The organism is Geotalea uraniireducens Rf4, from assembly GCF_000016745.1.
GTDB classification, from domain to species: domain Bacteria; phylum Desulfobacterota; class Desulfuromonadia; order Geobacterales; family Geobacteraceae; genus Geotalea; species Geotalea uraniireducens.
In genome coordinates, this window is sequence record NC_009483.1 from 2,842,946 (window position 1) to 2,857,576 (window position 14,631).

At 50.6% G+C, this 14,631-nt stretch carries 15 protein-coding genes and 1 riboswitch; of the genes, 5 read left to right on the forward strand and 10 right to left on the reverse strand.

The annotated features are described in order from the left end of the window. Positions 1-113: 113 nt before the first annotated feature. A riboswitch (cyclic di-GMP riboswitch) is annotated at positions 114-191 on the reverse strand. A gap of 342 nt (positions 192-533) precedes the next feature. Further along, positions 534-698, forward strand: coding sequence for a hypothetical protein (locus GURA_RS24665; protein ID WP_011939329.1), 165 nt, complete (start codon positions 534-536; stop codon positions 696-698). Positions 699-747: 49 nt separating this feature from the next. Here GURA_RS24665 and GURA_RS12520 read toward each other — a convergent pair whose 3' ends face one another. The 3 genes from GURA_RS12520 to GURA_RS12530 form a co-directional block, all read right to left on the reverse strand. Then, positions 748-1,923 carry an IS4-like element ISGur4 family transposase gene (locus GURA_RS12520; protein WP_011937084.1) on the reverse strand — a complete coding sequence of 392 codons (1,176 nt, stop codon included), beginning with the start codon at positions 1,921-1,923 and terminating at the stop codon, positions 748-750. A gap of 426 nt (positions 1,924-2,349) precedes the next feature. Beyond that, on the reverse strand, positions 2,350-3,585 hold the full coding sequence (locus GURA_RS12525) for an ISL3 family transposase (protein ID WP_011939330.1): 1,236 nt from the start codon (positions 3,583-3,585) through the stop codon (positions 2,350-2,352). A 587-nt stretch (positions 3,586-4,172) separates the two neighbouring features. Continuing rightward, positions 4,173-5,015, reverse strand: a complete 843-nt coding sequence (locus GURA_RS12530) for a hypothetical protein (protein ID WP_011939331.1) — start codon at positions 5,013-5,015, stop codon at positions 4,173-4,175. Between the two features lie 631 nt (positions 5,016-5,646). On the opposite strand from GURA_RS12530, the gene GURA_RS12535 reads away from it, so the two are divergent. The 3 genes from GURA_RS12535 (at position 5,647) to GURA_RS22875 (ending at position 8,903) form a co-directional block, all read left to right on the forward strand. Beyond that, entirely contained in the window at positions 5,647-6,111 is a 465-nt protein-coding gene (locus GURA_RS12535) for a helix-turn-helix domain-containing protein (RefSeq protein ID WP_041245373.1), read from the forward strand. A 16-nt stretch (positions 6,112-6,127) separates the two neighbouring features. Beyond that, complete coding sequence (locus tag GURA_RS12540; RefSeq protein WP_041245374.1) at positions 6,128-6,817, forward strand: integrase core domain-containing protein; 690 nt, start codon at positions 6,128-6,130, stop codon at positions 6,815-6,817. Between the two features lie 259 nt (positions 6,818-7,076). Continuing rightward, positions 7,077-8,903 (forward strand): choice-of-anchor D domain-containing protein, encoded by a 1,827-nt coding sequence (locus GURA_RS22875; RefSeq protein ID WP_011939332.1) that lies wholly within the window; start codon positions 7,077-7,079, stop codon positions 8,901-8,903. A gap of 129 nt (positions 8,904-9,032) precedes the next feature. On the opposite strand, the gene dmpI is transcribed toward GURA_RS22875, so the two are convergent. The 7 genes from dmpI to dndA all read right to left on the reverse strand — a co-directional run bounded on the left by dmpI (position 9,033) and on the right by dndA (position 13,399). Next, positions 9,033-9,218, reverse strand: a complete 186-nt coding sequence (dmpI, locus tag GURA_RS12550; RefSeq protein WP_011939333.1) for a 4-oxalocrotonate tautomerase DmpI — start codon at positions 9,216-9,218, stop codon at positions 9,033-9,035. A gap of 78 nt (positions 9,219-9,296) precedes the next feature. Continuing rightward, entirely contained in the window at positions 9,297-9,872 is a 576-nt protein-coding gene (locus GURA_RS12555; RefSeq protein ID WP_232278906.1) for an RES family NAD+ phosphorylase, read from the reverse strand. 116 nt (positions 9,873-9,988) lie between these two features. Then, positions 9,989-10,402: an MbcA/ParS/Xre antitoxin family protein gene (locus GURA_RS12560; RefSeq protein ID WP_011939335.1), complete on the reverse strand. Its 414-nt coding sequence runs from the start codon at positions 10,400-10,402 to the stop codon at positions 9,989-9,991. Positions 10,403-10,753: 351 nt separating this feature from the next. Continuing rightward, on the reverse strand, positions 10,754-11,137 hold the full coding sequence (locus GURA_RS12565; RefSeq protein ID WP_041245436.1) for a HEPN domain-containing protein: 384 nt from the start codon (positions 11,135-11,137) through the stop codon (positions 10,754-10,756). Beyond that, a complete protein-coding gene (locus GURA_RS12570; protein ID WP_011939337.1) occupies positions 11,124-11,441 on the reverse strand; it encodes a nucleotidyltransferase domain-containing protein in 318 nt (105 codons plus the stop codon). Before GURA_RS12570 ends, GURA_RS12565 begins: the two co-directional genes overlap by 14 nt. A gap of 352 nt (positions 11,442-11,793) precedes the next feature. Next, positions 11,794-11,940 (reverse strand): hypothetical protein, encoded by a 147-nt coding sequence (locus GURA_RS24320; RefSeq protein WP_232278908.1) that lies wholly within the window; start codon positions 11,938-11,940, stop codon positions 11,794-11,796. Between the two features lie 325 nt (positions 11,941-12,265). After that, complete coding sequence (gene dndA, locus GURA_RS12575) at positions 12,266-13,399, reverse strand: cysteine desulfurase DndA (protein WP_011939338.1); 1,134 nt, start codon at positions 13,397-13,399, stop codon at positions 12,266-12,268. A 132-nt stretch (positions 13,400-13,531) separates the two neighbouring features. Here dndA and dndB point away from each other — a divergent pair, with 132 nt between their 5' ends. After that, entirely contained in the window at positions 13,532-14,608 is a 1,077-nt protein-coding gene (dndB, locus tag GURA_RS12580) for a DNA sulfur modification protein DndB (RefSeq protein ID WP_011939339.1), read from the forward strand. Positions 14,609-14,631: the final 23 nt, after the last annotated feature.

The following is a 14,631-nucleotide window of genomic DNA, read 5'->3' on the forward strand; positions in this document are numbered from 1 at the left end:
GATTGTAAACCCGACTCGTTTTCTCTTTCAGCACTCGCGCTGTGTATCAAGAGTCTTGGCTTGCCGTATTCTCGTTTAAAAAAACAAAGGCCGAGCAAACCAAAGGAACAACCTTCGGCAGCCCGGCCATCTTCATCTGAAGACCCGTTGCTTTCCGCCCCCCTCTCACGAAAGGTTTGGCTTTTTCGGTATATAGATTAACTATCGTAGATATAACATTAAAAATCATTATATCTCTAAGATAGTTCTCGTCAATACTAGCTGTCGACTTATCTGGATTTCAGGGAGATGCCGCTGAATGGATGGAGACAGTTAGGGTGACTTGAAAGTTTGAGTACGCAGGCTCTAATCAAGTTATCAAGAAAGTATCTGACACGTTCCTTTCCTTGATCGCCTGGCTGTCATGGCGGGAGTGGTGGAGGCGTCAGGGAAGGCCAGAGAAGATTGTTTGAAATTAACCTTTGCCGTTATATACTTAGAACGCCAAACATTGAGCGATCAGGAGACGGAAAGAAGCATACTAAGGAGTCATTATGATAACAGACCAATCAGAATGGAAAGTCAAAGCATCTCTGAAACCAGGACAGAAGGGTACCTTAAAACAGTATGAGGAGTTCGGCGATAAACTCTTCTGCGTCAGGTACCGCTATAAAGACGGATTCAGAATTAAAACTGTAGAAATAAGCCAAGGTCTCTAAAAGGTAATGCAAGGGTTATTAAGATAGATGTTTAGTCAGTAACTTCCGGTTAGGTTTTTGCACGACGTTTCTTACGTTTCAACTGTCTAATTTTGTTTGAGTTACCTTGTATTCTTGTGCGACGGCTCTGCTGTTCGGCTGCTGCTTCATTTGCAATCTGATTGCGTAATTCTCGTACCCTGCTAATGCTGACTGGCTCCTGGTGCTGCTCACGGCAATAGATGGCTAGCAGCAGATAGGTGATGAGACCACCAAGTATTTGAACCATGAGACCATATTCGCTTCTGGCAATCAGGTGATACACCTTTAGGTGGCGTTTCCACCAACCGAAGAAGGTCTCTATGTTCCAGCGCAGTTTATAAACCTGGGCCACTTCTTCAGCCGTCAGGTCGTATCTGTTGGTTGCTACCCAGTAGTCCTTGCCGTCAATACGGTAACCAACAAGGCGCAGCTCTTTCTCAGTCTGGTTTATACCTTTGGTGCCGAGAAGTACTATCTGGTCATAGAAGACAATACTGTCAGGATTTACGGCATTCTCTCTGATGACGGTTTTGTGTGTATTCTCCCTGATACGGCAGACAAAAAACTTCTCGGCGGCCTGCCACTGGTCAAAGTGATTATGAGACTGATACCCACGATCCATGACACCGGTTTCGCCTTTGTCGATGATCTTATCAACAAAGGGGCGCTCACCCTCTTTACCGTCGGTCAGGAATATCTTCCTTGGAATACCACGGTTGATATCGAAGCCGATATGGGCCTTGGCCTTCTTAGAGCCGCTTCGGTAATCTGCCCATTCCATAGATAGAACAGCATCTATCAAAGAACCGTCTATGGATACCAGATTGCCAAGGTGAGCATATTCATCGGGAAGCACTCTGCCTGCTTGCTTGACAAGATGCCCGAATACCTCGGAAAGCTGTTCAAGACCACGGTTGTTGATTGCCTCAAAGAAAGAGCTCTTTTTGATTCCCTTGGGGGGAGCAACACATTCCTTGGCGAAGTCATCCTGATCCAGCGCCTGGAGAAGTTCGCTCCCGGAAGAGAACTCTTCCAAGTGATAAAAGATCAGGGCTTTTAGCTGATCATCGAAAGTCATTTGCAACGGGCGATACCCCCTGGATTCAAGTTCATTATCTGACTTGAATCTCTCAAAAATCGGGGTAAGAAGCAATTTGAAAGCGCGTGATTTTCGTCTTTGTTTCAGTCGTTTGAACGGTCGCATATCGTAACTCCTGTAATATTGGATAGTTACGAGTGCGGACCACCGTTTTTTTACTCAAAGTCAAGCAAATAATGCGGTATAACGCTGATTTTACAACTTTTTTACATTCTCAAAGAACCTTGCAAAGACCAAACCGGACAATGCTGATGTTTAGTAGACTATGTGGGGTTCCTGATAAAATGAAATTAAATCCTTTTAAATATGAAAAGCCCACCAATTGTTCGATGGGCTTCTTTTACTCTTACTTAACTGAATACCTTTTCAAGGTCTGTTCCGGATCAGCTACCTCCAGATCGTTACAACTTTCACTTATTTAACCTGCCTGGTGGAGTATCTTCTATAGGATTGCCCTCCTTGTGCAGTATTTAATTCCTTCCAGCTGGTTTAAATCTAGCACTTAAATATTAAAAAAGGCTCTTCGTCATTTCAAGTGGGTAGAGCATATAGCCTGTTGAACTTGAGCCTACCTGCAATGAGGTAGGCCATTGATATCATGTTGCGAGGGTTGCGATACCCTCGGGCTCTTGCTTTTGCTGCCTGGATCAGGCTATTTACCCCCTCCAGGAAGCCGGTGGTCAGACCGCTGTCAAAGTGGCTCAAGATACCATCCCAATGCTCATTTACCGTTCGGGACATTTTTTTAATAAGCCAGAGTGAACTTTTACTGGCGCTCTTGTGCCATTGAGTTAAGAGAGCCTCAGCTTCATGACGACTCTCGGCAAAGTAGACATTCTGCAGATTCAGCTTGTGCGTGTATGCCTCGACGCTTTTATGGCATTGGTTGGCAACTATGGTATCCAGTCGTTCCTGGTCTTCTGGCGTCAAGTTTTCTGGATTTTTGAGGAACAGGAACCGACTCTTCTTGAGAATTTCCGGGAACTGTCGGGCCTCTTCGGCCCTGATTTTACCCATCGCTTCATTCATCAACTTGATGAGGTGAAACTTGTCGAAGGTCGTGACCGCGTTGGGTAACTGCTCTTTGACTCCCTTGATGAAGGCTTTTGACATGTCAATTGCCGCATCGGTTATCTGCTCAGGATCGCCGCCATGCTTCGCGAGGTCGGCAACAAAGTCCTTTACGGTCTCGTTGTCTTTGCCTTCGGTTCCGAACAGGAGTTTCTTCTGATCAAGATCGAAGAAGAAGGTGACGTAATCATGGCCTTTTTTAACAGAGGTTTCATCGATGCCGATACGCTTGACGTCGGAAAAATCCTCTTTAGCTCGGGCCATTTCTACGTAGGCGTTGATTATTCGCCATAAGCGGGTATCGGTAACTGAGAACAGTCTGGCCATGACATTCACCGGCAGATCACGCGCCATGGTCATAACCAGCGCTTCGAACAACAGAGTAAAACCTGATCCGGCACGAGCCCATGGCACCTGAATTTGCTTCACGCCACAGCCTTCGTTAGGACAGTTAACCCGTGGCACCCAGGCATGAATATATGCTTCATATTGGAAGAAGTTCAGATGTCGCCATTCCTTCTCTGTGGTGTCATATGCAGGGGCAGGGGCACCACAGACCGGGCAGGGAAACGTTGCTCCCCGCTGAAAGTCGATGGTTATATCAAGGCGATTTGATTCCTTAGAAAAGGTAACCTCCGTAACTTCCCAGGGTGGGACAATGCCAAGAGCTACACCAAAAAGAGCTTCAGGTTGCATAAATCAGTAAAACCTCCGGGTAATGTAATGGATGCTCATTATACCATTACCCATTCACGGTGACGAAGAGCGTTAAAAAAACAGGCTATTAAATATATTTTTATCGGCGTATACTTTTAAAGTTGTGTTGGTAATAGCCTTCCATTGTCCTTAATCCGATAGAAATCGGATAATGCATTTACACCTGTTTTAAAATCAGAGTTTAATCAGATTCTATCCGATGTTATCCGCGTGCAACGGTTTTTGATTCGTTTCCCAGGACAATCCCCATGGAACATAAAACCCCCATCGCCTCACGCGGATCAAAATCTGATAAATTCGGATGAAAATCGGATAAAGCATTTACACCTGTTTTGAAATCAGACTATAATCAGATTCTATCCGAAGTTATCCGCGTGCAGCGGTTTTGATTCGTTTCCCAGGACAATCCCCATGGAACATAACCCCCCCATCGTCTCACACGGATCAAAATCTGATAAATTCGGATGAAAATCGGAAAAAGCATTTACACCTGTTTTGAAATCAGACTTTAATCAGATCCGATCCGAAGTTATCCGCGTGCAACGGTTTTGATTCGTTTCCCCACCTCAAGATACATGGAGCAGGGAATCGGGCAAACGGGTCGTGAAACCAGCCGCGTGGCGGTGACCACCTCCGCCGAAGCTCACAGCGATCGCCGCCACATCCGCCCCGTCAGGGCCAGATCTCAGCGACCATTTGCGCAGGGTGCCCTGATCCTGGTAGCCCGCCGCAAAGGGATGCCCTGCCGCCAGCTCGCCGACCAGGTCGCTCATGATCTCCTCGTAGCCATTGACCACCGGCACCCGGCAACCGGCAATGGTGGTCATGACCGCCTTTTCCAGGTGCAGGTCGATCATCCGCCGGCGGTAACGGTTGATGGCCTGCCCCTCGGCCACGAGTTCCTCCAGTGCCGCCGCGCTGCTGCAAAGCCTTTCCCAGGTGGCAAAATCGAACGGCCGGGACATGAGCGCCGCATAGATGTCGTTGGTCCCATCCAGTGTAAAGCGCCACAGGTCGCGGTCCTGGACGTGGAGCAGCAGCCGGGGGGGCGGGGTGTCGTGGCAGAACTCCCATGCCAGCACCGCACCGGATTTGTCCATGTCGAAGACCAGCCGCAGGTTGTCGTGCTCCTGTTCCAGCCCTGCAAGATCCATCTCGGCAGAGACATGATGGTCGATCACAGTCACCGTGCGGGCACGCCGGCACATCTCCTTCAGTACCGGCCGCCGGAAGGAGAAGTCGACGATCAGCACATCGCGGCCGGTCACATCGGGCGGCTCCTCACCGTGTACAGCGGCCGCAAAATCGCAGGGGCACTCCTCACCCCGGCGGAAATGGTCATAGAACGCATAGGCAGCTGAAAATCCGTCGGGGCAGGTGCTGTGATAGATAACGAGTGGGCGTTCCATGGCTATTCCTCTTTCAGTCGAAGATCAGACTGCCTGTCCTTATATTCTACCAGCTCGCCGGGCATTGTGCCGCGCCCGGCTTGCATATTATATTTTATTTTTGCCCCTTCGGTAAGCACAAGAAACATCTACACATTTTCAGCGTTGTCCGGTTTGGTTTGTGCATCAAGGTTGTTAAGCCCCATTAGGGGCGTTCGAATGTAGCCGGGGGATTCATCCCCCGGATGAGATGCTATATTTCCCCACGTCACGTACGTGACGTGATGATATTTCGCCTGGATGACCGGGGAATGAATTCCCCGGCTACCAGTATTCTGTCCCTACGGGACGTAAGCAAAAACCAAACCGGACAACGCTGACACATTTTATAAATGTCGTTATCAGCGGATCTCCCGCTATTAAAAAATAAGATAAACCTGCAGCGGCAGCAGACGAAAAACAGCTGGAAAACTGCACGCAAAAATTGGATATTTAATTGTTAAGTGACAAGTGTCAGGACATCGGTTACCCGGATGTGTCAAGACATCGGTTACCCTTAACGCCCTTTTTTGTGTCAAGACATCGGTTACCTTCATTAGAAATATCAGCTACAATGTTCTCTGTGATTTCAACTTGAGGGGAGAACATCCGCATGGAAGAAGAACTCAGGAAACAAGCAGTCCAGCGCCATCTTGCAGGCGAATCACCCAAGGCAGTCTATACAAGCCTTGATCGCTCCAAGAAGTGGTTTTTTAAGTGGTTGAACCGGTATCAATCTGGCGCGACTGACTGGTACAAGGAACACTCAAGAGCGCCACTTAAAAGACCGTCTGAACTCAGCATCGTAGATAAGGAGATTATTGTCTCCACCAGAAACCGCCTGGACTCGTCACCATTTGCACAGATTGGCGTTTCCGCTATCAAGTGGGAGCTGCATAAGCTGGGGTTACCGTTTCGCTCTGACAGCACCATTAACCGGACCCTGAAGCGGGAAGGACTCGTTAAAAAAAACGAGATATTCCCCCAAAGGGGTCGAGTACCCGTACTTTACCGAAGCCCTGTGCTGCAACAACATCCATCAGATGGATCTTGTTGGCCCCCGCTACATCAAGAGTGACGGCAGATTTTACTCGATGAATGTGATTGATCTGTACAGCCATCGGGTCTTCATCGAATCAAATCGCACCAAGGAGGATGACAACATTGCACAGGGTTTGCTGCGCTGCTGGAAGTCAATGGGGCTTCCCGACTTCCTGCAAATGGACAATGAACTCAGTTTCCGTGGCAGTAACCGCTATCCGAGGTCACTTGGTCTGGTGCTGCGACTATGTCTCTACTTCGGCGTTCATCCTGTTTTTATCCCTGTTGCGGAACCGTGGCGCGATGGCGTAATAGAGAGCTTCAACGATACCTATGACAAAAAGTTTTTTCGCCGCCAGTGGTTCACAAGCTATTCCATGCTCAAGCGGCAAAGCAAGAATTTCCAGCAGTTTCACAACAAGAATCACCGTTACAGCTATCTCAAGGGGAAAACGCCACTGGAGGTTATTGAAGCTGACAAATTCAAGCCCTTGACGCTGGGGCCAAATACCAGGATGCCAAAACTTGATTTTCTCCCGGACGGCACCATTTCGCTCATTAGATTTATCAGGAGCGATAGAACACTTAACATCTTTGGCGAAAAATTTGAGGTTTCAAAAGACCTCGTCTATTCATATGTGCGAGCCATGATCGTAACGGAAATTCACACGCTGCAAGTGTACCTGGGTGAAGACTTTGTTCAAAGCTTTGAGTACAGAATGCCTACAGAGTTCAGCTCATGAAATAGTATGCATAATCAGGGGGTCGGGTAACCGATGTCCTGACACTTTTTAGAGTTAGGCTTGGGTAACCGATGTCCTGACATTTGACAGTTAAGTTGCATAGTTAGTAACAGGTTCGGCACGCCGAACGTCAGACAATATCAATCGGTAAGAAGTGAGAATGGTAAGCGCCCGGCTTTGGCACAGATAATGAAAGTTCGTTGTCCGGTGTTGACGTTACTGTTGTGAGCAAACACGATCTAACATGGGAATGGTAATTATGCAGATACCTTACGTAAAAAATACGGTCAGCCCATGGTTCTTTGCGGTGCTTATTTTTGCATGTTTTACCGCTGCAGTTCCGCTCTATGCCGGTACCAATCAGTGGACGGGGATCGGCCCGGCTGGCGCAGACGTTCGCGCCCTGGCTGTGGACCCATTAACCGCGGACACCATCTATGCGGCTACTTCTGCAGGAATCTTCAAGAGCGTTGACGCTGGCGGGAGTTGGAGTGCCGCCAATACGGGTCTCACGGCAAGCGATATGCGTGCATTCGCCATTGATCCGCTTACCCCGACGACGCTCTATGCGGGGAGTACCACCGGCGGGGTTTTCAAGAGTGTCGATGGCGGCGGGAACTGGAGCTCAGCCAATAGCGGCCTTACAGCCAGCGATGTGCGCGCCCTGGCCGTTGATCCGCTGACTCCGGCAACAGTCTATGCTGGAACAGCCACCGGCGGGATATTTAAGAGTGTCAACGGTGGCGGAAGCTGGAGTGCTGTCAACAGCGGCCTCACGGCAAGCGATATCCGCGCCTTGGCCGTGGATGCGGTCACCTCGACAACGGTCTATGCTGGTACCGCTACCGGCGGGGTGTTCAGGAGTATTGACGGTGGTACGAGTTGGAGTGCCGCCAACAGCAGTCTCACGGCTGGAGATATGCGTTCTCTGGCTGTAGACCCGCTGACCCCGGCAACGATCTATGGGGGCACAGCCACCGGCGGCGTCTTTAAGAGCGTCAACAGCGGCGTGAGCTGGAGCGCCGTCAATACCGGCCTTACCGATATGGTTGTTCAGACGCTCGTTATCGACCCGCTGACCCCGGCAACAGTCTATGCGGGCACCACAACCGGCGGCGTCTTTATGAGCAGCGATGGTGGCGACAACTGGCGTACCGTGAACGCCGGCCTCACCAGTACCACGATCCAGTCTATTGCCATAGGCAAGGCTGCCCCGACCACAGTTTATGCGGGCACCTCCGCAGTCGGCGTCTTCAAAATAACCACTGCCCCTGAGATTGCCATCTCACCGGCATCATTTAATTTCGGTAGCGTCACGGTCGCCATTCCGTCGCCGGCCCAGGGATTCACCCTCACCAATACCGGCCTGGCGGACCTCACGGTAAGCTCCATCACCGCTTCCGGCGGTGACAGCGCCATGTTCGGCGTGGCTGCCGGCAGCTGCCCGAGTCTGACCCCGACCCTCAAGGCCGGGACGGGTTGTACCGTTAATGTCACCTTCACACCTGCACTTTCCGGTGCAAAGACTACGAATCTTGTTGTTGCCTCCAACGCGGTAACAGCTCCGAACCTCACTGTTCCATTAACGGGTACCGGGGTGATTCAGACCTATCCACTCACCCTGTCTGTGATAGGTACTGGTACCGTCAACTATTCAACCGGAGGGAGCTGCAGTACTTACTGCAGCCAATCATTCGACAAAGGCACGTCGATAACCCTCTCGCCGGTGGTTGATGCAGGCTCTGCTTTTGCCGGCTGGAGCGGTTGCCCCATGACAATGGGGGATTCCTGCCTCATTATTCTGAATTCACCGCTCACCATGACAGCTACGTTCAACCTGCTGCCGCTCGACGTGCCCCCCTCTCCGTCCATCCAGGCCGCCTACAATGCCGTGTTGGCAGGCGGCGTCATCAGGGTTACGGCAGCGCCCTACAGTGAAATCCTTACCTGCGACCGTAATATTTCTGTTGCCCTGCAAGGTGGCTATGATACGCTTTTCACAACCGTTAGCGGCTACACTACCCTGAACGGCAGCCTGATCGTCAGCAACGGGACGCTGACTGTTGACGGGCTGGTGATTATGTAGCGAGCGATATCCCCTCCCGCCTTCCAGAGTTGTACGGCGGACAGGCGGCTGCGTCGGTCGGGTCAGCGCAGGCACAATGTTATCCGCGTGAACGTTTTTGATCCGTTTCACAGAACAATCCGGCAACAGCTACAATATTTCAGAAAGCAGCTTCCCGCCGACACCGATGTTATCCCGCTCCATCTCGTTGATGAGAACGATGAATTTCTCAGCAGGAATCTGCGTCACCTCGCTCGCCTTTGCCGTCAGCTCCCTTACGAGCCCTGCCTTTTTTTCTTTGTCCAGGTTACCAATATCGATGGTTATCACCGGCATATTCCTTCTCCTTTCGTTTATCCAGCGCAAGGCTTGGTCTTTATTGCTCGGTCATCATATTTATTACTTCACCCACCGTCAATGGAATTGATGCCTCAAAACAATCTCCCCCTCCTGCCTTTCAACTTCCAGAGATTTGGTCTGAGAATCGTACCTGTAGGTGAGGTAGCAACTGATTCTGGGGTCGCTCAGTATCGAGGGCTTAAATGCTACCAAGTTTGTCCCGCTGTAGCGTGCAGATGGTGCAAGCAACCCCGGATGGCCTTCTTTCTGCAGCCGCTCTGCTATCTGTTGAGTGAATCCGTAGTCGTTGGACAAGAGGTCCGGAAAGCGCTTTTCCTTTCCTGCCAGGTCTATGAGAACAGCGCGAGCGCGGACCAGGTAAACCGCCCGTTCACGGACAATCAGTCCTGTATTCCCCTCTACTCGGGCTTCTTCTTTCATCATGTGGTAGGCCGTTTCGTAGAGGGTCGTCTCCATCTCCAGAGCTCCATACCAGACGCCGAAGGTCCCATTCCCGTAGCGAGAGATTAAATAGGGTTCTTTTTGGAAAGGATAATCAATCGCCGTCGTGTAGTGAAAACCACGGTTGATTAACCCTGACGGAATCCCTTCCTTCACCCGCATCTCGGCGTGGGCCGCCAAAGCGCTCAAGTGCGTATTTCCTTGTGTGAGATCATCAAAGAGATCAACGGATTCACGCAAAGAAACGATATTGCGATAAACATCGCTGTTCAAATCCCGGGTTCTTGCAAATAGAGAAGAACTCACTACAAGCCCCGGTAATAGTCAAGGTAGCGTGATACCCTGGCAAGCCCGATGATCCCCTGCTCTTTCATTACGGCCAATGGAGTGAGATTGTCGAAAGCCGTGTTTCGGCGATTTATCCAACTGTAGCGGATCTCGGGATTCTGAGGATAGAGCAAACGCAAGGCTTTGTGAATTGCCAGCAGCCACCCTACCCGGTCGAGCGAATCCCGCCCTTCGGGAAGAGCCTCACCCTTCGCGTATTTGGCAAGGAGACTACGGCTCTTTGGGCTCAGGCCAAGAAGCTCCAACTGGTCAGCAGTGGTCAAATTCCAAAGATCGAATAATTTGATGATCATTTTTGCCAATTCTCCACGGGCCTCTTGGCTCTGGAGATTGATATCTATCGCTTGAGGTTCTCTTTTTGTCTGTAACATTTGAGCGCCCTCCCTGAACCTTTTGGTATATTATTGCACATAATTTGTTTATTATGCAACAATTTAACAGAGGGCGACCCAGCGGGCCATAGGATGAAAGCGAGGGGGGATTGTCGCGTGGAACCTCCGTGACTACAAAAAGCGGCGATAATCGCAGTTGAGAGCTTTTGCAAGTTTCTTGGCGTTCTCTTTACCTATAGGGCGCTTCCTGCGAATTCCAAGCGGAAGTCCCAGTGGAGGTGGGTGTAGTGGTGTTCGTGGACGACGAAACGGAGCATAATGAGTAAGAATGCGGAGCGCAAGGAATCTTCCCCACGGGCGCAGCAAAGGCAGGAGAAAATTCGGTCTTTTTCAGGAAAGTCTTTTCTCAACGAACTCGTGGAGTGACCTGACCAATTTGAAAAGCGTTTCACGGTCGAGCTCGACCTCGGCAGGCAGATCCTCGTAGCGAAACAGGGTGCCGTAAGGAGTGAGTATATCGAGCTCGGCCAGGTCAGCAGGAAGCGGCTGTCCGAAATCTGCCAGAAGGTCCATGAGCAAGCGCAGGTTATGGGTTCTGGGATAGCCGATGCCAGCTTGGGAAAGCAAAGCCTTGAGAAGCTTTTCCGCAGCCTGCTGGCAATGAAACCCGAAAATTTCATCGCTTACATGACTGGATGAGAGAATCTCGGCGAGGAGCGCCTCATCGTCGGCAGCCTTTTTAGCCAGGAGCATAGCCTGTTCATGCTGCCTCATAAACTACCTTCCCTTCTGTATTTGCCTGGTAATATACATTGCCCGGAGTTTCAGCCCAATAATCGAACATCTCCTGGCTGACCACCAGTAGATCGACGGGAATGCGAAGCGGACTCAATGTCCGGTTAAGGCGCACCATCTCGGCAATGCGATCCTTCACCTCAGTTTCAATGACGAGAATATCGACATCACTGTCTTCGCGCGCTTCTTTCCGGGCATGAGAGCCAAACAGGATGATTTTTTGCGGATGGGCAGTATCCTTGAGCAGTTCGGTTGCCCTGTCCAGAAGAGCTTGATTTATCATGTACAACTCCATGCATGATTAGTGATAGCAGGTTGGTTGCTGGCATTATACAGGATTAACAGGGGAAATCAACGGGTTAGGGTAAAAAGCGAGAGGGCGAAGTGAATATGATGAGTGAAGCATTGCACAAATCCATAAATGTCAGAATGTAGGGGTGTAGAACGTAGCTATTTCCCGTGCATACCCCTCCTCTCTGGCATTCAGAAAGGTAAGAACGCGCTCGCAGTTGATGGAACCGACAATTTACTCAATCATGAACTCTGATCCTTTATACTTTAATGTAGGTCACATGACCTACTTAATAAGTCACATGACCTACTTAATAAGTCAATAACTCTTGTAGCAGCGATTGTCAAGAACAGAAATTGAGCATACAAGTGAGGGATGAGGTGTTGTTGATGATCGCCGGGGTGATGGTCGTGCCCGGCTGGGGGACCAGTTCCCAGAACGGTTCCCGATCGAAGCGGGAGAAGGGGAAGGCGATACTGCTGGTCTGCATTCATTCTTCGTTTCAACTCATCCCTGACCCCGCGCCACTCTGCAACCTCCAAGGACTCGCTACCCGGTGGCTGGCCAACCTTCCGGGGCGGGATTCGCACCCGCTAGATTACGCGACCTTGCCCGGCCGCACTGGAAGCCTGACCCCGCACCCAGCTGGGCCATAGGATGATACTGCCCCGCTTCTTTTTTTGCCGAGGAAAGAGGCTGAATGAAAAGCAAGGGGGGGATTGTCGCGTGGAACCTCCGTGACTACAAAAAGCGGCGATAATCGCAGTTTCCAACTCCCTCACCCTGTTCACCAGCAGTTTAACACCTCAAATCAACTATCTCAGCGAAGATATTCTACAAGCCACGGCATCCCAATCAATCTCCGTTGTCATATGACACCAGCTGAGGCGGACGCAGGCATTCGCTTCGTCATCGCTCATACCCATCGCCTTCAACACATGACTTGGTGTATAATTACTCGATGTGCACGCCGAGCCGTTGGAGATCGCAATCAAATCCTTCAGGGCAACTATCAGGGCTTCAGAATCAAGACCGGGAAAGGCCAGGTTAAGAACATGATCCATCGCCAAGGACTGCTCGCCAGTCAATTTCGGTTCAAGAGGTGATAAGGCCTTCAACGCATTTTCCCGCATGCACCGGCAGGCTTCTCTCCGTTTTTCGTTATCACGCACAGCAATCTCGGCTGCCGTTCCAAGGGCAGCTATCAGTGCTACCGGCAATGTTCCCGGCCGCAGGCCACGCTCCTGCCCCCCACCATAGACGAGTGGTTGCAGTAGTATGCGCTCATAGCCACGCCTCCGCATGACTAAGGCGCCGATTCCCTTTGGTGCATAAATTTTATGTCCGCTGATACTGATGAGATCGATCCGTAGATTACGTAGTAGCTCTAAATCCTTACCAAAACCCTGCGCCGCATCGGTGTGGAAGTAGGCAGGATGATTCTTTAGTATTTCGGCAATATCATCCAATGGCTGGCGGATACCGGTTTCATTATTCGTCTGCATGACTGAAACCAGCAGTGTATCCGGCCGTAGAGCAGCTTTTATCGCTTCCAGTTCCACCACACCACCAGCGCCAACAGGCACTCGTGTTACTGCAAAACCAGCCCGTTCAAGGGCATCGCATGGCTCCAGCACGGCCTTGTGTTCAATGGCCGTGGTGATAACGTGTTTCTTCCCCTGCTCCTCTCCCGCAGCCCGTAAACCGAGAATTGCAAGGTTGTTGCTCTCCGTCGCGCCGCTGGTAAAAATCACCTCGTCACGCTTGGCTGAAACTACAGCGGCTACCTGATCCCGCGCTTTCTGCACCGCCTGTTTAGCCCGTGCGCCGAATTCGTGGGTACGGCTCCCCTCATTGCCGAAGTCCTCTGTCAGGTAACGGAGCATTACCTCTCGAACCTCAGCATCCAGGGGGGTGGTAGCATTGCAATCCAGATAGATAGTTCCCATAAAATTCCCCATGTATGTTAATTTGTTATTTTATATTGACATACAAATCTGATTTCAGTATAAACTACCTGCATACTTTTAACAAACTTTTTTCTTACAACAGTCAAGCTTATCCCCCTATAAGGACGTATAATGGATACGAACTCTACCCTTTCATTCCCAGTTATTCGCGGACTACAGGCCCATCGCGAATATTACGTTGCCATGTGGACACTCCGGATGATGAGGCAAATTTCGATATTCAATGAAGATGAACTCCCTCCGGAACTACGCGCCCAGCGAATCCTCAACAAGGCGCGCATACCGGAAATCGCCGAGTATATCATCGACAACCCGGATGATTATGTTTTTTCTGCCCTCACCGTTTCAATCGATTCCGACGTCCTGTTTGAGCCGCTCCCCGGCCAGGATAAACTCGGTCTGCTCCGCGTCCCAATGGATGCCCATTTCATCATCAACGATGGCCAGCACCGCCGGGCCGCTATTATCGAGGCACTGAAGCAACGACCCGAACTGGAACACGAAACAATCGCCGTAGTCTTTTTCCTAGACATAGGCCTGGAGCGCTGCCAGCAGATGTTTGCCGACCTCAATCGCTACGCCATCCGTCCGAGCCGCTCGCTGGGCCTGCTGTACGACCACCGCAACGACAAGGCCCGCTTGGCAAAAATGGTTATCATGAAATCGGAAATCTTCCGTGACCTGGTGGACATGGAGAAATCCTCTCTCGCCCCCCGCGCCCGAAAACTCTTCACACTCTCCGCATTTTACAACGCCTGTGCCGATCTTGTTAACGGCTTAGCTACTGGCAATCTGATAGAAGACGCAGATCTTGCCCGCACATTTTGGGAGGAGACAGCCAAGCATTTCCCTATGTGGGAGCAAGTGCGCGAGGGGAAACTTCCTGCCAGTGAGGTGAGGGAAGGATTTATCCACTCCCATGGAATTGCGCTCCAGGCCATCGGCAAGGCGGGAAATGCTCTTCTGCACAGCCATCCAAACGACTGGAAAAAACGACTGAAAGCCCTGGAAAAAATCGATTGGTCGCGCAACAATGCCAAGATATGGGAAGGCAGAGCCATAATTGGCGGCAAAGTCTCCAAATCCACCACTAACGTCGTCCTGGCCACAAATGTCATAAAGAAAGCCTTATCGCTCTCTCTCAGCGAAGAAGAACAGCGAGTCGAAACAGCACACCTCAAAAAGTAATTCAGAATAAACAGACAGGCACC

Coding starts and splice junctions, on each gene's coding strand:
- GURA_RS24665 (WP_011939329.1), top strand. CDS start 534: ATGATAACAGACCAATCAGAATGGAAAGTCAAAGCATCTCTGAAACCA.
- GURA_RS12520 (WP_011937084.1), bottom strand. CDS start 1,923: ATGCGACCGTTCAAACGACTGAAACAAAGACGAAAATCACGCGCTTTC.
- GURA_RS12525 (WP_011939330.1), bottom strand. CDS start 3,585: ATGCAACCTGAAGCTCTTTTTGGTGTAGCTCTTGGCATTGTCCCACCC.
- GURA_RS12530 (WP_011939331.1), bottom strand. CDS start 5,015: ATGGAACGCCCACTCGTTATCTATCACAGCACCTGCCCCGACGGATTT.
- GURA_RS12535 (WP_041245373.1), top strand. CDS start 5,647: ATGGAAGAAGAACTCAGGAAACAAGCAGTCCAGCGCCATCTTGCAGGC.
- GURA_RS12540 (WP_041245374.1), top strand. CDS start 6,128: ATGAATGTGATTGATCTGTACAGCCATCGGGTCTTCATCGAATCAAAT.
- GURA_RS22875 (WP_011939332.1), top strand. CDS start 7,077: ATGCAGATACCTTACGTAAAAAATACGGTCAGCCCATGGTTCTTTGCG.
- dmpI (WP_011939333.1), bottom strand. CDS start 9,218: ATGCCGGTGATAACCATCGATATTGGTAACCTGGACAAAGAAAAAAAG.
- GURA_RS12560 (WP_011939335.1), bottom strand. CDS start 10,402: ATGTTACAGACAAAAAGAGAACCTCAAGCGATAGATATCAATCTCCAG.
- GURA_RS12565 (WP_041245436.1), bottom strand. CDS start 11,137: ATGAGGCAGCATGAACAGGCTATGCTCCTGGCTAAAAAGGCTGCCGAC.
- GURA_RS12570 (WP_011939337.1), bottom strand. CDS start 11,441: ATGATAAATCAAGCTCTTCTGGACAGGGCAACCGAACTGCTCAAGGAT.
- GURA_RS24320 (WP_232278908.1), bottom strand. CDS start 11,940: ATGCAGACCAGCAGTATCGCCTTCCCCTTCTCCCGCTTCGATCGGGAA.
- dndA (WP_011939338.1), bottom strand. CDS start 13,399: ATGGGAACTATCTATCTGGATTGCAATGCTACCACCCCCCTGGATGCT.
- dndB (WP_011939339.1), top strand. CDS start 13,532: ATGGATACGAACTCTACCCTTTCATTCCCAGTTATTCGCGGACTACAG.